The sequence below is a fragment of the Myxococcaceae bacterium JPH2 genome (genome assembly GCA_016458225.1).
Taxonomy (GTDB): domain Bacteria; phylum Myxococcota; class Myxococcia; order Myxococcales; family Myxococcaceae; genus Citreicoccus.
This window is the reverse complement of the sequence record JAEMGR010000001.1, coordinates 228,459-251,537: the sequence shown is the minus strand read 5'-3', so window position 1 is coordinate 251,537 and position 23,079 is coordinate 228,459. Positions and strand designations below refer to the sequence as shown.

20 protein-coding genes are annotated in these 23,079 nt (G+C 69.2%); 10 read left to right on the top strand and 10 right to left on the bottom strand.

The window, feature by feature from the left end:
• From JGU66_01130 to JGU66_01120, 3 genes are read left to right on the top strand one after another with little or no spacing between them, the layout of a single operon-like run.
• Positions 1-3,063, top strand: coding sequence for a BamA/TamA family outer membrane protein (locus JGU66_01130; GenBank protein MBJ6759344.1), 3,063 nt, complete (start codon positions 1-3; stop codon positions 3,061-3,063).
• Positions 3,063-3,611, top strand: a complete 549-nt coding sequence (locus tag JGU66_01125) for a hypothetical protein (protein MBJ6759343.1) — start codon at positions 3,063-3,065, stop codon at positions 3,609-3,611. The genes JGU66_01130 and JGU66_01125 overlap by 1 nt, the downstream gene beginning before the upstream one ends.
• The gene (locus JGU66_01120; protein MBJ6759342.1) at positions 3,608-4,663 is read left to right on the top strand and encodes a hypothetical protein; all 1,056 of its coding nucleotides are present in this window, start codon (positions 3,608-3,610) and stop codon (positions 4,661-4,663) included. The genes JGU66_01125 and JGU66_01120 overlap by 4 nt, the downstream gene beginning before the upstream one ends.
• Before the next feature lie 8 nt (positions 4,664-4,671).
• On the opposite strand, the gene JGU66_01115 is transcribed toward JGU66_01120, so the two are convergent.
• Entirely contained in the window at positions 4,672-5,418 is a 747-nt protein-coding gene (locus JGU66_01115) for a sulfite exporter TauE/SafE family protein (protein ID MBJ6759341.1), read from the bottom strand.
• Between the two features lie 82 nt (positions 5,419-5,500).
• Between JGU66_01115 and JGU66_01110 the strand changes: the two genes are divergently transcribed.
• From JGU66_01110 to JGU66_01100, 3 genes are all read left to right on the top strand, one after another.
• A complete protein-coding gene (locus JGU66_01110; GenBank protein ID MBJ6759340.1) occupies positions 5,501-6,406 on the top strand; it encodes a LysR family transcriptional regulator in 906 nt (301 codons plus the stop codon).
• Between the two features lie 209 nt (positions 6,407-6,615).
• Entirely contained in the window at positions 6,616-7,863 is a 1,248-nt protein-coding gene (locus JGU66_01105) for a M20/M25/M40 family metallo-hydrolase (GenBank protein MBJ6759339.1), read from the top strand.
• An 89-nt stretch (positions 7,864-7,952) separates the two neighbouring features.
• Positions 7,953-8,636, top strand: coding sequence for a hypothetical protein (locus JGU66_01100; GenBank protein MBJ6759338.1), 684 nt, complete (start codon positions 7,953-7,955; stop codon positions 8,634-8,636).
• Between the two features lie 57 nt (positions 8,637-8,693).
• On the opposite strand, the gene JGU66_01095 is transcribed toward JGU66_01100, so the two are convergent.
• Positions 8,694-10,319 carry a hypothetical protein gene (locus JGU66_01095; protein ID MBJ6759337.1) on the bottom strand — a complete coding sequence of 542 codons (1,626 nt, stop codon included), beginning with the start codon at positions 10,317-10,319 and terminating at the stop codon, positions 8,694-8,696.
• A gap of 270 nt (positions 10,320-10,589) precedes the next feature.
• Here JGU66_01095 and JGU66_01090 point away from each other — a divergent pair, with 270 nt between their 5' ends.
• On the top strand, positions 10,590-11,915 hold the full coding sequence (locus JGU66_01090) for a 1-acyl-sn-glycerol-3-phosphate acyltransferase (GenBank protein MBJ6759336.1): 1,326 nt from the start codon (positions 10,590-10,592) through the stop codon (positions 11,913-11,915).
• Here JGU66_01090 and JGU66_01085 read toward each other — a convergent pair.
• Genes JGU66_01085 through JGU66_01055 form a run of 7 tightly spaced genes read right to left on the bottom strand, consistent with a single transcriptional unit; the run spans position 11,905 to position 18,655 of the window.
• Positions 11,905-13,209: an MFS transporter gene (locus JGU66_01085; protein ID MBJ6759335.1), complete on the bottom strand. Its 1,305-nt coding sequence runs from the start codon at positions 13,207-13,209 to the stop codon at positions 11,905-11,907. The two genes, JGU66_01090 and JGU66_01085, sit on opposite strands and share 11 nt — an antisense overlap.
• Positions 13,206-14,147 carry a Ppx/GppA family phosphatase gene (locus tag JGU66_01080; GenBank protein ID MBJ6759334.1) on the bottom strand — a complete coding sequence of 314 codons (942 nt, stop codon included), beginning with the start codon at positions 14,145-14,147 and terminating at the stop codon, positions 13,206-13,208. Before JGU66_01080 ends, JGU66_01085 begins: the two co-directional genes overlap by 4 nt.
• Before the next feature lie 14 nt (positions 14,148-14,161).
• Complete coding sequence (locus tag JGU66_01075) at positions 14,162-15,346, bottom strand: aminotransferase class V-fold PLP-dependent enzyme (GenBank protein ID MBJ6759333.1); 1,185 nt, start codon at positions 15,344-15,346, stop codon at positions 14,162-14,164.
• Positions 15,347-15,397: 51 nt separating this feature from the next.
• The gene (locus tag JGU66_01070) at positions 15,398-16,687 is read right to left on the bottom strand and encodes a PD40 domain-containing protein (GenBank protein ID MBJ6759332.1); all 1,290 of its coding nucleotides are present in this window, start codon (positions 16,685-16,687) and stop codon (positions 15,398-15,400) included.
• A complete protein-coding gene (locus JGU66_01065; protein MBJ6759331.1) occupies positions 16,684-17,460 on the bottom strand; it encodes a TonB family protein in 777 nt (258 codons plus the stop codon). The genes JGU66_01070 and JGU66_01065 overlap by 4 nt, the downstream gene beginning before the upstream one ends.
• Before the next feature lie 3 nt (positions 17,461-17,463).
• Positions 17,464-17,931 (bottom strand): protein TolR, encoded by a 468-nt coding sequence (gene tolR / locus JGU66_01060; protein ID MBJ6759330.1) that lies wholly within the window; start codon positions 17,929-17,931, stop codon positions 17,464-17,466.
• Positions 17,932-17,944: 13 nt separating this feature from the next.
• Positions 17,945-18,655, bottom strand: coding sequence for a MotA/TolQ/ExbB proton channel family protein (locus JGU66_01055; GenBank protein MBJ6759329.1), 711 nt, complete (start codon positions 18,653-18,655; stop codon positions 17,945-17,947).
• A 164-nt stretch (positions 18,656-18,819) separates the two neighbouring features.
• Between JGU66_01055 and JGU66_01050 the strand changes: the two genes are divergently transcribed.
• From JGU66_01050 to JGU66_01040, 3 genes are all read left to right on the top strand, one after another.
• A complete protein-coding gene (locus JGU66_01050; protein MBJ6759328.1) occupies positions 18,820-19,845 on the top strand; it encodes a hypothetical protein in 1,026 nt (341 codons plus the stop codon).
• A 111-nt stretch (positions 19,846-19,956) separates the two neighbouring features.
• Positions 19,957-20,772, top strand: a complete 816-nt coding sequence (locus JGU66_01045; GenBank protein MBJ6759327.1) for a glutamate racemase — start codon at positions 19,957-19,959, stop codon at positions 20,770-20,772.
• A gap of 224 nt (positions 20,773-20,996) precedes the next feature.
• On the top strand, positions 20,997-21,962 hold the full coding sequence (locus tag JGU66_01040) for an IS630 family transposase (protein ID MBJ6759326.1): 966 nt from the start codon (positions 20,997-20,999) through the stop codon (positions 21,960-21,962).
• A gap of 47 nt (positions 21,963-22,009) precedes the next feature.
• Here the strand turns inward: JGU66_01040 and JGU66_01035 are convergent, their stop codons facing one another.
• Positions 22,010-22,864, bottom strand: coding sequence for a fatty acid desaturase family protein (locus JGU66_01035; protein MBJ6759325.1), 855 nt, complete (start codon positions 22,862-22,864; stop codon positions 22,010-22,012).
• Between the last annotated feature and the right edge of the window lie 215 nt (positions 22,865-23,079).

Sequence of the window (23,079 nt, the reverse complement as noted above, 5' to 3'; positions counted from 1 at the left end):
CTGGTGCTCGTGTGGGCGAGCGCCCTGGGGCCTTGGCCGGCGCGCGCCGAGGACGCTCCCGAGGTGGTCTCGGTGGAGCTGCACCTGCCGGGCGGCACGGACGCCGAGGGGCTCTCCTCGCTCGTCGCCGTGCGCAAGGGACAGGCGCTCTCGCCAAGCGCGGTGCGCCGCTCGGTGGAGCGGCTGTGGGCCACGGGGCGTTTCTCGGACGTGGTGGCGCGCAAGGAGGACGTGCCCGGAGGTGTGCGGCTCGTCTTCCAGCTCACGCCCTTGCTGCGGCTCTCGTCCGTCACGGTTCACGGCAATCAGGTCCTCACGACCGGCGAAGTGCTGGAGGCCAGCAACCTGCTGGAGGGCGGCCCGCTGGATCCGGAGGAGCTGGAGTCCGCGGTCGGCGCGGTGCAGGAGGCCTATCGGGCTCGCGGCTATGACGCGGTGAAGGTGGACGTGTCGCAGGCGCCCGTGCCGGGGGGCGGGGTGGCTGTGACGCTGCGCCTGGAGGAGGGCCTTCCCACGCGCGTGCGGCAGGTGACGTTCCTCGGGGCGTCGGATCTCCCGCTGCCGCGACTGATGGACACGCTCGGCATGCGTCCTGGGGATGTCTTTGACCGGGGCAGCTTGGAGGCCGGGCTGGAGCGACTGCGCGTGTCTCTGCGCGAGGAGCATCGCTGGCGGGCTCGCGTGGGCGTGCCCACCGTGACGGTGGCGGAGGGCGGGGCGACGGTGGCCGTGCCGTTGAGCGCGGGGCCTCGCTTCACGATGCGCTTCCGGGGCAATCACCGCATGCCCGATGTCCTCCTGGCGCGTGTCGCCTCCTACGAGGGGGAGGACACGCTGGATGACGTGGTGGAGGCGCGGCTCGCGCGCAAGCTGGAGGCCTTCTACCGACAGCGCGGCTTCCATTCGGCGCGCGTGCGTGCGCACTCGGTGGAGCGAGAGGACGGGGCGGTCGCCGCGCTCACGTTCGACGTGGAGGAAGGCCATCCCCTGCGCGTGACCGAGGTGCGCTTCCACGGCAACACGGCGGTGTCCAGCCGGGCCCTGCGTGCACAGCTCACCGCGCGCGTCGCGGCGTGCGAGACGCGGCCCGAGCTGGACCTGCCCCTGCGCGATGACCCGCTGTCGATGGAGGGCCGCCACGCGCCGGACATTCAGGGCGTGGAGCCGCCGCCGGATCCCTCCACGGTCTACGTGGAAGAGGCGTGGTTGGACGCGGCGGACGGCATGACGACGGCCTATCGCGAGCAGGGCTTCTCCTCCGCGATGGTGACCTTCCGGGGCCTGACGATGGACACCGTCCAGCACACGGCGGTGGCGGACTTCGACGTGGAGGAAGGGCCGCGAGCGCTCGTGCGCGACGTGCGTTTCGAGGGCATGCCCGCGGACGTCCACTCGGAATGGACCCGCGCGATGTTGCGCCAAGGCACGCCGCTGAGCTTCGAGCGCGTGGAGCAGGTGCGCGCCGCGACCGAGCGCGGCTTGGGGCGCGAGGGCTACCTGTTCGCGCACGTCGCCAACAAGGTCACCGTGGACGGCGAGGGCAAGGCCGCGAGCGTGGTCTACGAGGTGGATGCGGGGCCTCGGGTGCACGTGGGCAAGGTGCTCATCCAGGGGCTGACGCGCACGGATCCGGATGTGGTGCTGGCCTACCTGGACCTGAAGGAAGGCGCGCCGCTGTCGATGGAGGACCTGGCGGAAGGGCAGCGTCGGCTGGCGCGCCTGGGCCTCTTCAAGCAGGCCGAGGTGTCGCTCGCGGATCCCAATCGGCGCGAGGGCTCCAAGGATGTCCTCGTGTCGGTGCAGGAGCGGGCGCGGTTGGATGGCGAGGTGTCCGGCGGCTACTTCCTGGTCGACGGTCCTCGCGTCACGTTGGACACGGCCTGGCGCAACGTGGATGGCAAGGGCCTCAACGTGCTCGCGCGCGGCAAGGTGAACTACGCGGGATGGAGTGCGCAGGCGCTGGGCTCGGACCGGAGGCCCGCGGGATGTGACTCGGGGTTGGCGCAGGGCGCGGCGTGTGACTCGGACCTGGATGGTCTCAGCGGGCTCGGGGGGCGTGGCAACCTGGCGCTGTCTCAGTCGCGGCTCTACTTCCTCTCTCCGCTGGAAGTGGGCGCGCGGTTGGACCTGATTGGCGAGCGCGTGCACCGTCCTTCGTACCTGTCCACGCGGTTCGCCGCGGTGGCGGGCCTGGACTGGGCCGTGTCGTCGTGGCTGAACCTGTCGCTTCAGTACGAGGTGGAGAACAACCGGCTGCGTTCGCGCGCGGGCGTGCTGGAGCTAGTGAACCGGGCGGACCAGGAGCGGCTGCGCTACCCGTTCGGTGACTTCGCGCTGCACTCGCTGCGCCCGGCGGCGACGCTCGACTTCCGTGATGACCCCGCCAACCCACGGCGCGGCATGGTGCTGACCACGAGCGCCGAGTTCATGCGCGGGCTCAGCGTGCGGCCCACGGACGTGGCGGGTGACCGCGTGCCGGCGTTCCCCATCAACAGCGTGAAGCTCGCGGGCAACCTCAGTGTGTACGCACCGCTGGGGCGCCGTGCGAGCGTGGCGCTGAGTGCACGCGCGGGCACCATCGTGCCGTTGACGGAGGGCGCGCAGAACATCGGCTCGAAGCTGTTCTACCTGGGCGGCTCGTCGAGCCTCCGAGGCTTCCGCGAGGATGGCGTCCTGCCGCAGGACGTACGGCAGGCGTTGCACCAGCGATTGAGCGATTGCCGCTCGCTGATTACGCCCTCGGGCTGCTCGGAGGATTTGAAGGCCGTGCTCGCGGGACAGTTCCCCACGAGTCAGGGCGGTGAGCTCTACACGCTGGGCAAGGCGGAGCTGCGCGTGCCCGCGCTCGCGGCGCTGGACCTGGGCCTCTTCTTCGAGGCGGGCAACCTGTGGCAGGACCGCACGTTGTTCGACCCCACGGAGCTGCGTTACTCGGCGGGCGTGGGGTTGCGCTACGTGACGCCGGTCGGTCCGCTCGCGTTCGACGTGGGGTTCAACCTGGACCGCGACGAGGCCGTCAACGAGGCTCCCACGCAGTTCCACTTCAGCATCGGGGCGTTCTGATGACCGGGCCTCTGGCAGGACGCGCGTCCTGGCGCCGAGGTGTGTTGGGGCTGAGCGTCCTGGCGATGCTTGGGGCGTGGGTCGGGTGCGGGCACGCGGCGCCGGTGGAGGTGAAGCCCGAGCGGCCCAAGTGGATGCCTCCGGATGGAGACTGTCCCAAGGGCTCGCAGCTCCAGATGCAGCGGCTGGGGCTGAAGGCGGGGGACCGCATCCCCGTCATCGTGGACAGCATCCAGGACCACCCCGGCCCGGCTCGATACAACTACAGCTTCGTCATCGCGACGCCCCGCGCGGACGGCGAGAAGATGCTGCCGGGCGCGCGCATTGGCGGGCGCTTGTTCGTGACGAAGCATCGGGTGTTCGGTCGGTACGACCGCATCTTCGTCCCCGAGAGTGGCGCGCTGTCGGTTCCGTTCTGTGGCGTCCTCTTGGACTCGCGCTGGGACCGGGACGGTGAGGGGCTCATCGCGTATCCGAGCCCCATGAAGGGCTTCTCCGTGGTGCAGGACAACACCGGGGTCATCCTCGTGGTGGATCGCTACCCGTGAGCCATCCGCTCGATGCATGGACAGCGCGGCTCGGCGGTTCGGATCCGCGCGAAGTGTCGCGGGCGCTGGAGGCGATGGGGGCGGCGCTCGAGTCCGAGGATGACCGAGCGCGAGAGCGGGCCGCGATTCTCCTGCTGGAGGCCCTGCCATGTGCGCGGTCGACCTCGCGGGCCGACATTCTCGCGCTGCTCCAGTCTTCGTGGTGGCCGCCTCAAGTCTCCTTGGCGGAGCAGGCATTCGGCGCCGTGGTCGCGGCGCTGTCGCGCGCCGACGTTGCCTCTCCGGAAGTGGTGGACGCGGCGATGGTGCTGGCCCACGTGTGTCGCGTGGCGCCTGAGCAGGTTCCCTCGCTGGAGGCCGCGCTGTCTCACGCTTCGCCCGCGGTGAGGCGCGCGGCCGCGAGCGCGGTGGGGAGGGTGGGCGTGCCCGCGCTGTCGCTGCTTCCCGCGTTGCTCCCTTGCTTGGACGAAGAGGGCGAGGTCGGGGACACGGCGTTGGAGGCCTTCGTCTCGCTTGCGCCCTCGGCACCGAACAGCACGGCCCCGGTGATGCTCGCGTTGATTCAGCGGACCGAGGGCGCGCGGCGCTATCTGGCGCTGGCGTCGCTGCGAGGACTCTTGGAGGAACTGCATCGGCAGCGGCTCCCATTGCCTGCCCTGGCGGACTTGGAGCCGGTGCTGCTTCAAGTCTGGGAGGACGCGGAGCCCACCGCGGGCGTCGAGGCGCTCGTGATGTTGGGGCTCGCCGAGAGTCCCTCGTCGCGTGCGGTGAGCGCGCTGCTGCAAGCCCTGCGAGCGGACCGCGCCGAAGTCGCCGCGACCGCTGCCTGTGCCTTGCTGCGAAGAGGGTTGGCGACAGGAGAGGCCTTGGGCGTGCTCAGCGCGCAGCTCGTCTCAGACATGCTCGATACGCAGGGTGCCGCGCTGACGGCGCTGGAGTCGCTGGAGAGCGAGGCGTTGGGGCGGGCCCGGAGTGTCCTGGAGTCCTCCGCGCGCACGGCGAGCCCGCTGACGCGTGATGCGCTGCGGGCCCTGCTCGCGCGCGCACGCTGACCGAGCGCCTACGGGTGCCGCAGGAAGAACGCGAGCGTCACGAGGAGGGAGAGCGCCGAGACGCAGCGGCGTAAGCCACGCGCATCCAGGCTCCGCGCGAGGCGAGCAGCCCCGTAGCCTCCCACCATCGCGGACCCGAGGAGCACGAGCGTCTGCGGCCACCACACCTTGTCCGCGACGATGAAGCAGAGCACCGCGACCGCGTTCGTCGCGGCGACCAGCAATGTCTTGGCGGGGTTCGCGGCCCGAAGGTCCATGGCGCCGAGCAGCCCCCAGACCGCCATCATCATGATGCCCACCGCGCCACCGAAGTATCCGCCGTAGATGGCGAGCACGAACTGCGTAGCGAGCACGCCTCGCGGCCTGAACTGGACGTGCCTTCTCATCCAAGTCCCCACGAAAGGGCCCGCGACGAACGCGAGTGTGGCGAGCAGCAGCAGCCACGGGATGAAGGCATCGAACGCGCGGCTCGGGGTGAGCAGGAGCAGCAGCGCGCCCACCAGTCCTCCCGCGACGCTGGTGACGAACAGTGTCCGGAGCGGGAGTCCCTTCAGGGACGTGAGGTCCTCGCGATAGGCCCACGTGCTGGCCAGGCTGCCGGGCAGCAGGGCGACGGTGCTGGATGCATTCGCGCAGACCGAAGGTACGCCCGCCCAGAGGAGCACGGGGAGGGTGACGAAGCTGCCCCCACCCGCGACGGCATTCATGGCTCCCGCGAGAATCCCCGCGAGGCAGAGCAGGACGAAGGTGTTCATGCCCCGAGGCTTCCTCGGCGGCCCGCGCTGGACAATGCGCCATTCCCAGAGGGAGCCTTCGGAAGTTCCGAAGGCTGGGCTCATGCGCTTTGACCTGACCGACCTGCGACTGTTCCTCCACGTCATCGACCAAGGCAGCATCACCCGGGGCGCCGAGCGCTCTCATCTCGCCTTGGCGTCCGCGAGCGCGCGCATCCGCGCGATGGAAGATGAGCTGCGCGTGCCCCTCCTCGAAAGGGAGCGACGGGGGATTCGGCCCACGGAGGCGGGGCGGGCCTTGGCGCACCATGCGCGCGCGGTGTTGCAACAGGTGGAGCACTTGCGCGGGGACCTCGCCACCTTCGCGAGCGGTCTGAAAGGACAGGTGCGCCTGCTGACCAACACGGCGGCCCTCACCGAGCTCCTTCCGGAGAGGCTCGGTGCCTTCCTCTCCGCGCACCCTCACGTGGATGTGGACCTGGAGGAGCGCTCCAGCTCGGAGATTGTCCTGGCGGTGGCGGAAGGTCGCGCGGAGGTGGGCCTCGTTGCCGACACCGTGGACCTGGGGCGACTCCAGACGTTCCCCCTTCAGGTGGATCGCCTCGTCCTGGTGACCGCGCGTGGGCACGCGCTGGCGACGCGGCGGAGCGCGCGCTTCGAGGACATCCTGGAGGAGCCCTTGATTGGATTGGAGGAGGGCAGCGCGCTCCAGGAGCACCTGGGGTTGCATGCGGCTCGCTTGGGCCGGCGCCTGCGGTATCGGGTGCGGCTGCGAAGCTTCGACGCCGTCTGCCGGATGGTCGCGCACGGCGTGGGCGTGGGTGTGGTTCCTGAGTCCGCCGCCATGCGCTGTCAGCGCTCACTCGCCTTGCGCAAGGTGGTCCTGGAGGAGCCCTGGGCCGTGCGCCAGTTGTCGCTGTGCGTACGCCAGTACGACGCGCTGTCCACGAACGCGCGCCTGCTGGTCGACTCGCTGCGCGGGAGGCCCCCTACCGACCGGGTTCGATGAGGTGAACCGCACCCCTGTCGCAGGAGGACGCTGTTCCAGGTGGTTGTCTTGTTCAGACTCCCTCCGTGTCTGGGATTGACGTGACCCGCGGAGCAGTGTCCAGAACCGTGCACTCCGAGCCTGCCCCGCAGGGCAATCCCGATGCACGCCGTCGCCATTGGTCTCATAAAGCAGCATTTCGCGACAATCGCGAAATAGCTGGAGGAGTGATGACGACGCTGAAGCTGGGAGTGTTGACCCTGTCGCTGATGCTCGCCACCCCGGTGCTCGCGGGAGCGGCGGAGCCGGATGTCTGGATAACGATTGGTTCGGATGCGCTGGCGCCCGCGCGTGACTCGTTCCAGGGGCAGGGATTGGAGCTGCCCTCGGTGGTGCGTGAGAAGGATGGCGTGGCGATGCTGCGCGTCCCCGCGTCGCAGGTGGAGAAGCTGGCCGAGGTCATGCACTCCAAGCTGAATCGTTGCGCGGGCTTCATCGCCCATGACTCCGAGGCGCAGGCCCTGGCCGCGGTGGAGGCGGGGGCCACGCCGCGCGTCGCGCCTACGCTGGTGAGCTACACGCTGGACAACGCGGCGACGGTGAATGCGCTGCTCCCCCAGGTGGCGGAGAGCAGCCTGCGCAGCACCATCACCTCGCTCTCCACGTCATGGACCTCGCGCCGCTACAACCAGCAGGGCGGCCTGGATGCGGCCAACTGGCTGAAGAGCCGCTGGACGACGCTGGCGGCGGGGCGCTCGGACATCTCCGTGGCGTTCTTCACGCACCCTGCCTCCACGTCGCCGCAGCCCTCGGTCATCCTCACCATCCAGGGGACTTCGCTCCCCAGCGAGGTGGTGGTGCTGGGCGCGCACCTGGACTCCATCAACGTCAATGGCTCCTCACTGAGCGCGCCCGGCGCGGATGATGATGCCTCCGGCGTGGCCACGCTCACCGAGGTCATCCGCGTGGCCGTGGCGAAGGGCTACCGGCCGCTGCGCACCGTCCAGTTCATCGCCTACGCGGCCGAGGAGATTGGGCTGAAGGGCTCGGCCGCCATCGCGGCCCAGTACAAGAGCAGCGGGAAGAACGTGGTGGGCGTGCTCCAACTGGACATGACCAACTATCGCGGCTCCAGCTACGACATCGTCCTGGTGTCTGACTACACCACGGCCGCGCAGAACACGTTCCTCACCAACCTCATCAAGCAATACATGCCGGGCGTGACGAGCACGTCCACGCGCTGCGGCTACGCCTGCTCGGACCACGCCTCCTGGTACAACCAGGGCTACGCCAGCTCCATCCCCTTCGAGGCGCTGATGGGCCAGGACAATCCCTACATCCACACGGTCAATGACACGCTGACCCAGACCGCCGGCTCGGCCCAGAACTCGGTCAAGTTCGCCAAGCTCGCCGCGGCCTACGTGGCGGAACTGGCCAAGGGCACCGCTTCGTCCGCGCTGGACGACGCGCATCCCTGAGGTAAGGGCAAGGCCCGCGTGGCCATTCCCTTGACGCGCGGGGCTCGCTCGGTCGAGCCTCCGCGCTCCACTGTTGGAAGGGGGATGCCATGCGTCACATTGCCGCGAAGGGAATGCTTGTCTTGGTGGTGCTGCTGGCCAGCACGGGATGCAGCCACTTCTTTGTCCAGAAGGATGCCTATCTGGCCGTGAAGAAGGTCGCAGTCGTCCAGCACGCCATCAATCCGCACCTGCTTCTGGGCTCCGCCAACGTCCCGGAGGCGAAGACCCAGACCGCGGAGGCGAATGTGAAGACGTTCGTTCAAGTCTTCACGGGCGGCCGCTATGAGGTCGTCCCGCTCGACGTGTTGAAGGCCCAGGCGGCCTATGCGGCGGCGGGCCTGCCGTCGCTGGATGGGTACTACACCGCCCCGGGGATGCGCTTCGTGACCGGGCCCCAGGCGGTCGAGTCCGCCACGCTCACCCCAGACCTGGCCAAGAAGCTGGCGGAGGACCTGGGCGTGGACGCGGTCGCGGTTGTCTATGAGAGCTGGGGTCTGGCGCCCTATGCGCTGGGGTTCAAGGCCAAGTCGCTCTCCACCTTCGTCATCAACATGTATGACCGCAACGGGGTGCGCGTCTGGGGTGACGTGGCGAGCGGTGAGTCCGACGAGGGCATGGCGACGCCCGGTGGCATCATCGCCACCGAGTTGACGAACCTGGTCCTCAACTTCAACCAGAGCTATTCGGTGGCGCTGACCACGATGAAGAACCGGCTGGCCTCCGTTCAGTAGTCTGAGCGGGAGGCGCGCGCCGCCGGAGTCATCCAGGCGGCGCGCGTGTGGTGATGGCTATTCCGCGTAATAGAACGCGTTGCCCCACTTGAAGGCAGTGGTCCCGGTGGGCGCGGTCATGATGTAGCAGTTGGCGCCATCATAGACACCCTCGCTGCACGAGTGCCCTGGGCCCGCCGAGACGTAATAGCTGTTGTTCCAGATGAAGGGCGTGCCCGACGACGGGAAGCGCTTGATGTAGCAATTGGCGCCGTCATACCAGGGCGTGAGGTAGGTGCCGTTGTGATAGCGCACCTGGGCGCTGCACGGACGGTCGGGATCCGTCACGCGCGCCAGCCGCATCTCCGTGTTCGCGCCACCCCAGACCATGGAGTGGATGAGCAGGCGGATGTTGCCGGTGTTGTCATAGCTGAACGAGTTGGCGTTGCTGCTGTCCTCGTCGTCGATGTGGATGTAGCCCGCTTGGCGCCAGTTGGCCGAAGCGTGGTCCGACGCGGCGAACACGCCGTATTCGACGCCCAGCCAGGGGAAGCTCCGCATCCCGCTGCGCGTCGTGGCCATGAACAGACAGAAGTTGAGGGACGTGTTGCGGTTGGACACGTTGGGCCAGATGTTGCCCGTGAAGCTGTTGCGGTTGTTCTTGTCCTCGTCGTCCATGTTCCGCGTGAAGGGAATCCCGCCCGGCGGGCACCGGGAGCCCAGCCGCAGCACCGAGTAGGTGGCCATGGCGAGGTCGCGGTTCCAGACATCCACGAGGTTGGTGAAGAGCGTGCCGTCCACCCGGCAGAATCCCAGCCGCGTGCCCGCGCTGTTCTGTCGCGTCGCGCCCACCCAGCCCCAGGTGTAGTTGTCATTCCGGCTGTCTTCATCGTCCGTGTAGAACTCGATGTACTCGCTGCCGCTCGGACAGGCCCATGGACGGCGAGGAATCACGCCCACGTCGTAGGGGCCCAGCGCGGTGGCCAGACGCCTGGCTTCCTGCGGCGCGGGCGTGAAGGCGCAGTTCATCTTCGAGATGGCCGAGTCTTCCGGATAGCAACCCTTCGCGTCGCAGTAGCTGCCTTCCTTGCAGTACGTCGGCTCCTGGATGGGAGAGGCCACGCACTGCTCCAGCGTGGCGCCCCGACACATGGCGCGCGAGATGTCGGCCTCGGGCTTGAAGCACTGTCCGGACTCGCTCGCCGCGTTCTCGCAGTAGCCGCCGTCCACGCACTCGCCCAGACCGAACCGCGTCTCGGCCAGCTTGCACTCGCACAGGGCCTGAGAGGCCGCGGACTCGCGCGGCTGGCAGCCGCAGCTGTCGCAGTAGGCCGCGTCCTCGCAGCGGCCCACGCCGCAGCCACCCGCGGGCAGCTCGCACGTGGGGCTCATCTTCTCGCCCGCGCACATCACCCGGGAGATGGGCGAGTTCGTCGGATGACAGCGCGCCGTCTCTCCGCAGGCGCTGCCGTCGCAGTATTCGCCTTCCACGCACTTGCCCACGCCACACGTCGGGTCGAGCAGGCCGCAGCTGCAGGCCAGCAACGACTGGGGCGCGTCTTCCTCGTAGCACTTCGTCCCATCGCAGTAGCGCTTCTCGACACAGCCTTCGGGAATGGGCTCGTCATCCTGCGCCCAGGCGGGTGAGCTTCCGAGCAACGCGAGCGCGAGCAGGGGAGTCAGCAAAGACAGTCCAGGTTTCATGGCGGGGCTCCGAGGGGTGGGTGAGCCGCGACGGCCCGACCCTCGCCTCGGGCCGCCGAGCGGGTCGCCAGGACGGGCGGCTTCGCTCGCGGCCTGGATGAGCACGCGTCATGCCAGGAAAGGCTGGACATCCAAGACAGGTGCGGAGGACTGGGCGTGACGTGGCATGCCACAGTGCGCGGGCCGGCGTGACGCCTGAAGCTACAGCGCGCAGTGACAGTGTCCGCTGGGGTCCAGTGGACCCCGGAGGGTCCGGTATAGAGTCCGGGCGTGTTCTACGCGTTCGTGCGAGCCGTCGTGTCGCTGGCCCTTCGCCTCTTCTACCGGGTGCGGGTGAATGCCCCCGTCGAGGAGGGGGAGGGGCCGGTGCTCTTCGTGGGCAACCACCCCAACGGGCTCATCGACCCGGCGCTGGTGTTCATCCTCACGCGGCGGCGAGTCACGTTCCTGGCCAAGGCGCCGCTGTTCAAGATGCCTGTCATTGGCACGCTCTTGCGCGGGCTGGATGCGCTGCCGGTGTACCGCAAGCAGGACGACCCGGCGCAGATGGGCCGGAACGAGGGGACGCTGGAGGCGGCGCGCGGCGCGCTGCTGGCGGGGCGCGCCCTCACCATCTTCCCCGAGGGCAAGAGCCACTCGGAGCCGATGCTGGCGGAGCTGAAGACGGGCGCGGCGCGCATCGCCCTGGGCGCGGCGCGTGAGGGGGCTCGGGTGCGCATCGTTCCGGTGGGCCTGACGTACGCGCGCAAGAACGTGTTCCGCAGCGAGGTGCTCATCGACGTGGGCGCCGCCATCGACGTCCTGCCGTACCTGCCCTCGGACGCGGCGGGAGAGCCGGACGCGGTGCGCGCGCTGACCGAGCGCGTCGCCGAGGGGCTGCGCGCCGTCACGCTGAACCTGGAGGAGTGGGCGGACCTGCCGTTGATTCAGCTGGCGGAGCAGCTCTTCGCGTTGAAGCGCGGCGCCCCGCTCGACGCGGAGCGGCTGCGGCTGTGGGCTCGCGGCATCCAGATGTTCCGAGGAGAGGCGCCCGAGCGCTTCGAGCGCATTCGCGATGACCTGTCGTCATTCAGCCACCGGCTGGAACTCGTGCGCGCGGCGGGGCCCGCGGACCTGGCGCTGGAGTACCGGGAAGAAGCCCTGGTGCCCTTCGTGGTGAAGAACCTCCTGTCGCTGGTGTGCGGCCTGCCCGTGTTCGTGCTCGGCCTGGCGCTCTTCGGGTTGCCCTATCAGGTGCCCCGTCTGGTCAGCCGCAAGGCGGAGCTGGACGTGCAGGCCACGATGAAGTTCCTCACGTCGCTGGTGCTCGCGCTCGCGTGGTGGGCCGGGCTGACGGTCGCCGCCACGCTGTGGCGAGGCTGGCCGTGGGGCGTGGTGACCTTCGTCGGGGTGCCGCCGCTGGCCCTCTTCACGCTCTACTTCGCGGAGCGCTGGAAGGCGCTGCGCCGCGACCTGGGCGTGTTCTTCATCCTGGGCAATCGCCAGCGACTGCGCTCGCTCCTGCTCACGGAGGGCGAGCGGCTGACCACCGAGGTGGAGCGGCTGGCGGAGGAGTACCGGCCGAGGCTGGACGCCTCGGCCACGGTCACGCGGTAGCGCGCCCGCGCGGCACCGCATCGCGGAACAGCTTGGCGCCGAGCAGCAGCGCCAGTCCGCCGAACAGCACGGGGATGGCGTTGACCTCGATGGCCGTCTTCAGGCTGGCCGCGTCGGCGATTCCGCCGATGAGCACGGGCGAGATGGCATCCCCGAGCAGGTGGATGCAGAGCACGTTGAGGCCCATGGCGAAGGCGCGGAACGCGGGCGGCACGCAGTTGACGATGGCCGCGTTGATGGGGCCGCTGTTGAAGAACACGAGGAACTGCGCCACGCCGATGGCGATGAAGGTGAGCGTCGTGCCCCGAAGATTCACCGCCAGGTACATGCACGGGGCGGCGAGCAGCAGGCCCAGGCCGGACAGCCACAGGCCACCGCCCTCGCGCCGACGGTCCAGCTTGTCTCCGAGCCACCCGCCCGTCAGCGTGCCCGTGAGGCCCGCCACCGCCGTGATGGCGCCGAACACGATGCCCGTGGTGTTGCCGGGCATGCCCCGCTCGCGCTCCAGGTAGGTGGGCATCCAGAAGCCCAGGCCGCCAATGGAGAACGTCATGAGCGTGTAGCCCGTGGTGGTCGCCCAGAAGGCCGCGTTGCGTCCCAGGCCCTTGAGGCCCTCCATGAAGGGCAGCTTCACGGGCGCGTCGGGGCCGTCCATGGCGCCGCGCTGGGGCTCGGGCATGAAGAACGCGAGGGTGCCCAGGATGAGGCCAGGGACGCCGCCCGCGTAGAAGGCCCAGTGCCAGGAGAAGCTGTTCGTCATCCACGCGCCCAGCCCGTAGCCCATGGCCGCGCCCACCGGGATGGCGATGTAGAAGAACGACAGCATCCGCGTGCGCAGCTCGCGCGGGTAGAGGTCCGAGATGATGGAAGGCGCCACGGCGCCGTAGCCGGCCTCGCCAATGCCAATCACGCCGCGGGCGATGAGCAGCGCGATGAACGAGGTGGCCGCTCCGCTGGCGCCCGTGGCGAGGCTCCACAGGAGCACGCCGCCCGCGACCAGCAGCTTGCGCGGCATGCGGTCCCCCAGGAAGCCGCCCAGGGGCGAGGCCAGCATGAACACGATGATGAACACCGTGCCCAGCCAGCCGGACTGCGTGTCGTTGATGCCGAACTCGTGCTGAATGGCCGGCAGCGCGACCGCGATGATGTAGCGGTCGAGGTAGTTGATGAGGTTGATGAGGGTGAGGATGAACAGCGCGTAGCGCGCCCCCGAGGCGGGCGAGACAGGCGGGGGCGTCACGGGCATGAGGGGCGCTCCAGCTCCGGCGGGCTCCGACAGCGGCGTGGCGTTCATGAAGGCACCCCTCCCGCGCCGAAGCGATGCGCGAGCAGTCCCCATCGGAGTCCTCGGTCACTCACACGGCATCCGTCGAGGCCCAATGCCTTCACGGCCTCGAGGAGGATGAGCGCTCCGGCGGGGATGACGTCGGCGCGCTTGGGCTGGAGCCCGGGCAGCTTGCGACGCTCCTCCAGCGAGAGCTGACAGAGGCGGTCGGCCAGTGCCTTCAGCTCACCCAGCGACAGCGTGCCGCCATGCACGCGCGTGGCGTCATACGGGTCGATGGCGTGCTGGATGGCGTAGAGCGTGGTGACGGTGCCCGCCACGCCCACCAGCACCGAGCCCGGGGGCGCGGGCGGATGCGGATGCGCGGTGAAGGTCTCCCGGAGCGCGGCCTCGATGCGCGCGCGGTCCTCGGCGGTCATCGGATCCGCGCGCACGAAGCGCTCGGTGAGCCGCACCGCGCCCACGTCGTAGCTGTGTCGGAACTCCACGTTGCCCGCGCGGTTGCCGAAGATGAGCTCGGTGGAGCCTCCGCCGATGTCCACCACCAGCAGGGGGCCAGCCGCCTCGGTCGCGAAGTCCGAGTACACCGCGGCGAACGAGAGCTGCGCCTCCAGCGCGCCGGAGATGATCTCCACGGTGACGCCCGCGCGCTGGCGGGCGGCCTCGAGGAACTCGGCGCCGTTCTGGGCGTCGCGCGCGGCGCTGGTGGCGGACACCGCGATGCCCTCGGCACCGAGGGCGCGGGCCTCGTCCGCGAAGCGCGTCAGCACCTCGAGCGTGGCCTCCATTCCCTCGGGCGACAGGCGGCGACTCTGGTCCACCCCGCGCCCGAGTCGGGTGATTTCCGCCCGCTCCAACACGGGCTCGAAGCGCCCGTCCGGTGCGCGCTCGGCGACGAGCAGCAGCACCGAATTGGTTCCCACATCGATGGTGGCGAAACGAGACATTCGCGGCAGCCTACTCAACGCAGGAGCGCTTCCAAAGCCTCCGCGAGCCGCTGGTAGTCCGCCATCGTGTTGTAGAGCTGGGCCGACACGCGAATGTGGCGCTCTGGCGCGCGAGGCCATGGGACGACCGGGACCTCGATGCGGTATCGGTCGAAGAGCTGGACGTGCAGCGGATCCAACCCGAGCGGGCTCAGGGCATGCGCACCCGTCCCCGCGGGCAGCGCCACCGTGGCCATGCTGCCCACCATCTCGTCGGGGCAGTGGGGCGCGACGCCCAGGCGCTCGCACAGCAGCGCGCGCGCGGCCAGGACCTTGGCGTGGTTGGAGGCCATCACCTCGGGCCAGCCTCCGGGGAGCATGCCGCCCATGACGCGCAGCGCCTCGGGGACGCAGAGGAACGCGGAAGGGTCGTGCGTGCCGGTCCAGTCGAAGTCCAGCCGGAACTGCGAGCGGTCCGTACGGGCCGCGTTGTGGCCGTGGCTGATGACCAGGGGTTTGATGCCCGGCTGCAGGTCTCGGCGCACGTGGAGGAAGGCGGCGCCCTTGGGCGCGCACAGCCACTTGTGGCAGTTGCCCGTGTAGTACCCGGCGCCCAGTGAGCGCAGGGAGAGGGGCAGCATGCCCGGCGCGTGTGCGCCGTCCACGAGGGTCTCCACGCCACGCTCACGCAGGGCGCGCACCAGCTCCGGCACCGGCATGATGAGCGCCGTCTGGCTGCTGACGTGGTCGATGAGCAACAGCCGCGTGCGCGGCGTCACGCGCGCGAGCACCGCGTCCACCAGCTCCTGCTTGGAGGCCACGGGCCACGGCAGCGTCGCCACCACCACGCGAGCGCCCCAGTGGCTGGCGGCGAAGTCCAGCGCGTTGCGGGACGCGTTGTATTCGTGGTCGGTGGTGAGCAGCTCGTCCCCGGGCTCGAAGCGCAGCGAGCGCAGCACCGTGTTCACGCCCGTGGTGGCGTTCGTGACGAAGCCGAGGTCATCCCCATCCGCGTCCAGGAACGCGCCGAGCGCGTGACGAGCGGCGTCGAGCAGCGGCTCGATTTCGCGGTGCAGGAAGCGGACGGGCTCGGACTCCAGCCGGGCGCGCAGCTCCGTTTGGCGGCGCAGCACCTCGGTGGGACAGGCTCCGAACGAGCCATGATTGAGGAACGTAACGTCGGGATCGAGCCCCCAGTGGGAGCGAAAGGTCGCGCTCATGGCCCACGGAATGGACCCGAGCGCGACCGCGCTGTCAACGCCGGCCCGAACTCACGGCGAGGCGGGAGCAGCGCCCCAGTCAGGCGTCAGCCAGCTCCCCTTGTCCATGGGCAGCGGAAGCTGGTTGCCGCCATCCGACGTCATGACCCACAGGAAGGGCGTGCCGTTGCGGTTCGAGCTGAAGAGGATGAGGCGCCCGTTGGGAGAGAACGTGGGCTCCTCGTTGTTGCCCTGGTCCTGCGTGAGGCGCGTCACCTTGCCGGAGTCCACGTTCACGGTGAACAGGTCGAACGCGTTGCGCTCGTCGCGCGCGGTGAACGCGATGAGGTCTCCGCGCGGCGACCAGTCCGGCGTCTGGTTGTAGTTGCCCTGGAAGGTGAGGCGCCGCACGCCGGAGCCATCCGCGCCCATGACGTAGACCTGCGGGCTGCCGCCCCGGTTGGACACGAAGGCGATGCGCTTGCCGTCCGGCGACCACGAGGGGCTGGTGTTGAGCCCGTAGGGCGTGTCGGTGATGGCCTTCGCGCCGCTGCCGTCGGCGTTGGCCACGTAGATCTGCGCGCTCTCGCCCTCGGCCAGCGCGTACGCGAGCCGCTTGCCGTCCGGCGAGTACGCCGCGCCCGTGGCCATCTGTCCCTCGGTCACCAGGGGCTTCGCCTCGCCGCCCGGCGTCTGGACCCAGATGTCGGGACGGTTCTTGCGATACGACGTGTAGGCCACCTGCCCGCTGGGCCCCAGCGTAGGGAGGATGTTGGTGCCGCCCTGCGTGAGCGCCTGGGCGTTGTTGCCGTCCCAGTCCGCCACGAACACGTCGCGGTTGGAGCCGGCCTTGCGCGCGTAGGTGATGCGGGTGAGGAACGGGCTGGGCTCGTGGGTGAAGTGCCGGTAGAGCGCGTCCGCCAGCGCGTGCGCCAGCTTGCGCGGCTGATCCGCCGGCGCGTCCTTGGCCACCTTGAGGTCCTCGCGGCCCGTGGCCACGTTGAACAGCCGCAGCTCGGCGCGCAGCGAGCCACCGTCCTGCGCGAGCGACACCTTGACGAGCGACTCAGCGCCCACGTCCGCCCAGCGGCTGAAGTTGATGCTGCCGGCGGTCATGCCTTCCTTGGCGTCCGCGGTGAAGCTCGCGCGGTCCAACACCTGGAAGATGCCCGAGGCGGACAGGTCATAGCCGAGCGCCGCGTCGAAGGGCGCGACCAGCTTCTTGGCGCCCGGGTCCTGCGCCACGGGCGCGGGATTGGCCAGCGGCAGCGGGCGGAAGTTGGCGCCGGAGATTTCGATGACGGGCGCCTGGGCGAGCGCCGCGAGCGGGACCAGCAGGAGCGAGAGCAGGAGGGCTTTCATGGGCTGAACACCAGGACGACGCCGCTCTTCTGGAGCGAGTCGCGAAGCGCATCGGGAGGAGGAGAGTAGGGGGATGCCTTGCGCACGGCCGCGAGCACGGCCGAGTCGAACAGGTCGTTGCCACTGGACTTCGCCAGGCTCACGTCCAGCACCTCGCCGGAGCGGCCCAGCCGCACCGCCACCTGAGCCTTGAGGTACATCCGCTCGGCGTCGGGAATGGTGTCCGCCACGTTGTAGTGGCGGCGCACCTGGGACTTCAGCAGGCCGTAGTAGCGCTCGCCCTCGGCGGTGGCGGAGTCGCCATCCGGGTCACCATCCTCGGCGCCTTCCAGGTCCTCGGCGGGCTGCGGCTTGGCCGTCTTGTCGAACGCGCCGAACAGCCGCTTGCGGCGGTCCTCCGCGCTCTTGTCGCCCTTCTGCGGCGTGGGCTGCGCGGCGGGCTCGGGCTTCACGCCGGGCACCGGCACGGCGACCTTGGCGGGCTCGGGCTGCGGCGCCTGGGGCGTGGCCACGGGCTTCGCCTCGACTTCCTTGGGAGGCGGCGGCAGCTGCTCCTTGCGCGGCAGGAGCTTGGGGTCGCGCGGCTTGCCCAGGCGCACGAGTGACGCCTTGATGGGCTCGGGGTTCAGGTCCACGGGCGGCCGCGCGGCGAGGCGCGCGTAGAGCACCGCCGCGAGCAGCACGCCCACGTGCCCCACCACGGAGAAGACGAGGAAGCGCGACAGCCGAGAGGGTCGCGTCAACAGCAGGCTGTGGCTCACCGCGGGGTGCATGGCCTAGCGCTTCGCCTCCTTGGGCTTGGCTGCCGGAGCCTTGGACGCCCGACCCCCGCCGGACGGGTCCGTGATCATCCCCACGTTGTGGATGCCCGCGTGCTGCGCGGCGGCCATCACCTCGACCACGACGCCGTAGGGCACCTCGCGGTCCGCGTGGAGATAGACCTCCTTGTCCGCCTGGGCCTTGGCGTTGGCGGCGAGCTTCGCCTCCAACTCGTCCAGGGAGACCTCCGCGTCGCCGATGTAGACCTTGCGCGCGGCGTCGATGGACAGCACCAGCTTCTTGTCGCTGGCCTCGACGGGGGTGGCCTTCGTCTCCGGCAGGTTCACCTTCACGCCCTGCTGGATGAGGGGCGCGGTGACCATGAAGATGATGAGCAGCACCAGCATCACGTCCACCATGGGCGTGACGTTGATCTCGCTCATGGTGGTGCGGCCACCGCCTCGGTTGCCTCCGCCCATTCCCATGGCCGTGCGCTCCCTAGCGGAAGAAGTGCCGCTTGATGATGTTGAGGAAGTCCGCGGAGAAGTTGGACATCTCCGTGTCGAACACCTTGATGCGGCTGACGAACGAGTTGTAGGCGACCACCGCCGGGATGGCCGCGAAGAGCCCCGCCGCCGTGGCGAACAGCGCGTTGCCCACCGGCGCGGCCACCGTGGCCAGCGTGGCGTTGCCCTTCTCGGCGATCTCGTTGAACGCGCTGAGGATGCCAATGACCGTTCCGAACAGGCCCACGAAAGGGGACGCCGCGCCCACCGTGCCGAGGAACGACACGCGCGCCTCCAGCTCGGTGATTTGCGCGGTGGCGGCGCGGTTGAGCGCGCGCTCCACGTTCTCGATGCCGCCCAGCTTCGCGCTCATGGCGTCCTCGGCGGCGCCCTCCTTCGTCTGCGCGAGCTTGCTCAGCTCCTCGTAGCCGGCGCAGAACACCTTGGAGAGCGGCGAGCCCTCCAGCTTCTGGGCCGACTGGTAGATGGCCTCCAGGCGAGAGGCCTTCCAGAACATGTCGAGGAAGGTGAGGGACTGTGCTCGTGCGCGCGACAGCTGCGAGGCCTTCATCGCGATGAGGGCCCAGGACGCGACGGACACGCCCATCAGGAGGAGAAGCACCGCCAGCTCGATGAAGGACGCGTCGCGGATGATCTCCACGTAGTTCATGGCGGCGAGCGCCAGGGGCAAGTGGGGTATCATTGGACTTCAGCGCCTAACATTCACGGTCCGGACGGTCAAACAAACGCGGCGCGCCTGCCCGCCTGTGCGGTGAGGTCCGGCGCCCATGAATAATTCCCGATCGAGGGCGTCCACAGGCGCATACCGCGGGCCGACGACCTCAAACCCGACGTACGGATGCCCTCATGAACTCCCGACTGCTTGCCGCCCTTCTCTGTCTCGTCGCCGTTACCTCCGGCTGCGTCATCCACGACAACGGCTGCGACACCTGTGAGGTTCAGGGCTCCCCGGGGGATGTGCGCTTCATGTGGACCTTTGGAGGCAAGCGCTGCTCCGACGACCCCAGCATCAAGGGCGTGAACATCTCCATCCCGGGTGAAGACCTGGCCAACGGCGGTTACTACCCGTGCAACGCCAATGGCTTCGACGGAATCATCCTCCATGACTTCGTGCCGGGGACGTACGCGTTCGACATCGAGGCGGTGAACTACAGCGACCAGCGCGTCTACGTGGGCAGCGGGCGCTTCACCGTCAACGGCAACGTGAGCGTGAACATCGACCTCACGCCGCTCGGCCAGCCGACCTCCTATGCGTACGTGAACTGGCTCTTCCCCACCCAGGCGGGCAGCTCCTATCCCTCCTGCGGCCAGGCGGGCATCGCGTACGTGGATGCCCGGGTGGATGACAGCAACTGGAAGCGCTTCAACTGCAGCGAGGGCAGCGGCGGCAACAGCGTGCAGTCGCCCTACCTGGATCCGGGGCAGCACTACCTGGAGGTCGTCGCCCTCGATTCGCAGATTCGCCCGGTCTACTACTACGGCGGTGGGTTCGTTTCGCAGAACGGCACGCCGGTCTCCGTCACCGCCGAGACGTGGGAGATTGGCGGGGCCTCGGTGCGGTGGGACCTCTATGACGGCAACACGCGGCTGACGTGCTCGCAGGCCGGGGTCTCGCAGGTGAGCATCAACTTCCAGGACAAGTTCACCGGCAAGTGGGTGTACGGCCTCACGGGTGAGTTCTACGGGTGTGGCCAGGCGCCGGTGGTGTTCGAGTTCCTCCGCCCGGGCAGCTACTACGTGTCCATCATCGCCACCGGGTCCAACGGCCGCGTGTACCGCTCCCCGGCGAACCTGCCCGCCATCGACGTGATTGCCCACCAGTTCCCGGGCCCGAACAGCGCGCTGACGGTGCCGGTCGCGCGCACCAACTGAGCGCGGGACAAGCTGGGAAGTGAGCGGCGGGTCGGGACCCTGGGGGCCCGGCCCGCTGTGTCTTTCGTGCCGCACCTGACGCTGGCATCAAACGTGATAGGCAGTCCGCGCATGCGGCATGACAGCCACGGACCCATTGGAGTCTTCGACTCCGGCATCGGCGGCCTCACGGTCCTCAAGACGTTGATGGCCCACCTCCCCCAGGAGAGCACCCTGTATCTGGGGGACACCGCGCGGGTGCCCTATGGCACCAAGTCCAGCGAGGTGGTGACGAAGTACTCGCTGAAGAACGCGCAGTTCCTCCAGGCGCGAGGCATCAAGCTGCTGGTCGTGGCGTGCAACACCGCGTCCGCCGCGGCCCTGCCGGCCCTGGCCGCGACGCTCCCCATCCCCGTGGTGGGCGTCATCGAGCCCGGCGCTCGCGCGGCGCTGGCGCGGACCTCGGGCGGCGGCGTGGGCGTGATTGGAACGCCCGGCACCATCCGCTCGGGGGCCTACCAGCGGGCGCTGGAGGCAGGGGGCCGCGCGGTGCGCGTCAAGGCCCGCGCCTGTCCGCTCTTCGTGCCGCTGGTGGAGGAGGGGTGGACGACGGGGGACGTGCCCATGCTCGTCGCGCGCGAGTACCTGTCCGAGTTCGCCCGCGATGGCGTGGACACCCTGGTGCTGGGCTGCACCCACTACCCGCTGCTCAAGGGCGTCATCGCCGAGGTCGTGGGGCCGCAGGTGACGCTGGTGGACTCGGCGGAGGCCACCGCGCAGGCGGTGGTCGAGCTGCTCGCGGCGAAGGACCTGATGGCGCCCGCGGGCGGCCCGCCGCCCTCGCACCACTTCTTCGTCACCGACGTGCCGGAGGTCTTCGCGGACGTGGGCGCGCGCTTCCTCGGGCGGCCCATTCCTTCGGCGGAGCTGGTGGACCTGTCGTTCTAAACCGAGGGTCGTGATTCGCGATCAGGTTGAGGGGCAGGCAAGCGCGAGACGAGCGGGAAGAAAGAGCAGGGGCACCTCTCGTTCGGCTCTGTGTGCGCAGAAGACCTGAGAGCGAGAAGGCCCTGCCCCAGGGCAAAGGTAGGCAGTGGTTGAACAGAAAGCGGCGGCAAGCGCTGCTTCGGTGGGCCGCCCGGAGCAGCTGCCCACTCACCTACCGCAGATGCATGGCAGTAGCGGCCGTGGGACGAGGGGCTTCGTGCCACGCCGTCGCCCGGGCCCTGGAGTGCGCGACTTCGACGGTGGTGGGCGCGGTGCGCCGCTACCGAGAAGGAGGGCGACAGGCACTGCGAGACAGGAGGGAGAGCAACGGCCGCCCCAAGGTAGACAGCACGTTCCGCGAGCGGTTGGCGCGAGTACTGGCGGGCACGCCCGAGGATTGGGGCTGGTGTCGTCCGACGTGGACGCGGGAGTTGCTGTGCCAGGAGATGGCGCGCCGAGGCCTGGTTCGCGTGTCGGTGGCCACCATGGGACGTGCACTCGCCTCCCTGGGGGCGCGGCTCAAGGCGGCCAAACCCATCGTCGAGTGTCCTTGGCCCGGGTGGAAGCGACGCCGTCGACTCCACGAGTTGAGGTGTCTCGCGGTGCATGGCCCTGACAAGGAGCCTGTTCTCCACGTGGACGAGGTCGACATCCATCTCAACCCCAAGGTGGGACGCGACTGGTGTCTACCTGGGCACAGACGCGTGGTGGTGACGCCGGGCAACAACCAGAAGCGCTACCTCGCGGGCGCTCTCAATGTCCGCACGGGAAAGCTGACGTGGGTGGAGGGACGGAGCAAAGCCAGCGCACTCTTCATTCAGCTTCTCTGGCGTCTGGCGAGTGACTATCGGCGCGCACGCCACATCCACCTCGTCCTCGACAACGCCGCCGTCCACTCCAGCAGGAAGACGCGCAAGGTGCTCGCGCAGCTCGGCGAGCGATTCGTCCTCCACTTCCTGCCGCCCTACTGCCCCCAGGGCAATCGCATCGAGCGTGTGTGGCTCGACTTGCATGCCAATGTCACCCGAAATCACCGCTGCCGCACCATGGCTCGACTCATGGCCCGGGTGCATGCCTACCTCGCCGCTCGCTCCGCCCAGCGCTTCGCCAGTCCATTCCTGCGCCGCACCGATCTCAGGCGCACCGCCTGAGGCCGGACGAGAATTACTATCCTTGGTTTAGGTCCCCTGGGCGGCGCTCAGGTCGAGGGGCGGGTAGGGACCGGGGGATTCTCCTCGGTCGTTGCCTTCAAGAGCTCGCGAGCCGCCTGCACCACGGGGGCGTCGGTGGTGACGTTGGCCTCCACGATGGCCTGGGCGGCCTCGGCGCCGATGTCGTCCTGACGGGGCAGCAGGCCGGTGACCCGGGTGATGATCCGCTCCAGCGTGGGGAAGAAGTGCACCATCTGGAGCGGCCGGTTCAGCCAGCCCACGGTGATGCAGTAGTACTTGTTGAAGGGCGCCGTGTGGTGGATGCGGTGGTGCGCGGGCGGCAGGATGAGGTGCACGCGCTGCATGAAGCCGATGATCGCCGGCGGCGAGTCCGTGTGCGACCACTTGTGGAACTGGTTGGTCGCCATGACCCAGAAGATCATCGCGCCCAGGAAGCTGGCCATGAACACCCAGCCCGGGCTCGTCATGGGCAGGGCCACGGCGATGGCCGCGACCGGCAGGGACACCAGGCAGTTGTTGCCGTTGGTCTCCACGAAGTCGTGCCGGGTGATGGCCTTCTCGTCGACGTGGTGCTCCCGGAATGGGCGGATGAACGCCTTGCCGAGCACCGGCATGTCGGTGGAGCCCCACGTGTCGCCCATCCAGTGGACGAACCCGGAGACGAAGTCCGCGGCCATGTAGCCCAGCAGGACCGCGCTCAGGAGCATCCACGGGCCATGGTGGGGTGACCCGGAGAGCCGGTACGCGAGGAAGGCCTCCAGCCCGATGAATCCGACGATGGCGCTGATCTCCATCGCGCGGATGGCGGGCGAGTATCCCTCGGCCAGCGCCTGGGCGTCCTGCAGGCGCACCTTGTTGGTGAGCGCTTTGTCCTTCGTCATCCGTGGCTCCCTGGGTGCCTTCCGCGTGGGTAACGGGTCCCGGCTGGTTGTACGTACCCCAGCCGCTTTTAGCTTTTCAATGCGCGTGCCGCTGGCCCGCTTGCTGGACGACAGGGCAGTCCGCGCAGTGCCGCCGCGTGGCGCGGACGGAAGGGAGGGGCGGGCAGGCTCGCGACGCGCGCGAAATGCGCGTGATGCTTACCTTGTGCCGTCAC

Coding starts and splice junctions, on each gene's coding strand:
- JGU66_01100 (MBJ6759338.1), top strand. CDS start 7,953: ATGCGTCACATTGCCGCGAAGGGAATGCTTGTCTTGGTGGTGCTGCTG.
- JGU66_01070 (MBJ6759332.1), bottom strand. CDS start 16,687: ATGAAAGCCCTCCTGCTCTCGCTCCTGCTGGTCCCGCTCGCGGCGCTC.
- JGU66_01035 (MBJ6759325.1), bottom strand. CDS start 22,864: ATGACGAAGGACAAAGCGCTCACCAACAAGGTGCGCCTGCAGGACGCC.
- JGU66_01085 (MBJ6759335.1), bottom strand. CDS start 13,209: ATGAACGCCACGCCGCTGTCGGAGCCCGCCGGAGCTGGAGCGCCCCTC.
- JGU66_01045 (MBJ6759327.1), top strand. CDS start 19,957: ATGCGGCATGACAGCCACGGACCCATTGGAGTCTTCGACTCCGGCATC.
- tolR (MBJ6759330.1), bottom strand. CDS start 17,931: ATGGGAATGGGCGGAGGCAACCGAGGCGGTGGCCGCACCACCATGAGC.
- JGU66_01065 (MBJ6759331.1), bottom strand. CDS start 17,460: ATGCACCCCGCGGTGAGCCACAGCCTGCTGTTGACGCGACCCTCTCGG.
- JGU66_01040 (MBJ6759326.1), top strand. CDS start 20,997: ATGGCAGTAGCGGCCGTGGGACGAGGGGCTTCGTGCCACGCCGTCGCC.
- JGU66_01055 (MBJ6759329.1), bottom strand. CDS start 18,655: ATGATACCCCACTTGCCCCTGGCGCTCGCCGCCATGAACTACGTGGAG.
- JGU66_01105 (MBJ6759339.1), top strand. CDS start 6,616: ATGACGACGCTGAAGCTGGGAGTGTTGACCCTGTCGCTGATGCTCGCC.
- JGU66_01080 (MBJ6759334.1), bottom strand. CDS start 14,147: ATGTCTCGTTTCGCCACCATCGATGTGGGAACCAATTCGGTGCTGCTG.
- JGU66_01125 (MBJ6759343.1), top strand. CDS start 3,063: ATGACCGGGCCTCTGGCAGGACGCGCGTCCTGGCGCCGAGGTGTGTTG.
- JGU66_01075 (MBJ6759333.1), bottom strand. CDS start 15,346: ATGAGCGCGACCTTTCGCTCCCACTGGGGGCTCGATCCCGACGTTACG.
- JGU66_01050 (MBJ6759328.1), top strand. CDS start 18,820: ATGAACTCCCGACTGCTTGCCGCCCTTCTCTGTCTCGTCGCCGTTACC.
- JGU66_01115 (MBJ6759341.1), bottom strand. CDS start 5,418: ATGAACACCTTCGTCCTGCTCTGCCTCGCGGGGATTCTCGCGGGAGCC.
- JGU66_01095 (MBJ6759337.1), bottom strand. CDS start 10,319: ATGAAACCTGGACTGTCTTTGCTGACTCCCCTGCTCGCGCTCGCGTTG.
- JGU66_01110 (MBJ6759340.1), top strand. CDS start 5,501: ATGCGCTTTGACCTGACCGACCTGCGACTGTTCCTCCACGTCATCGAC.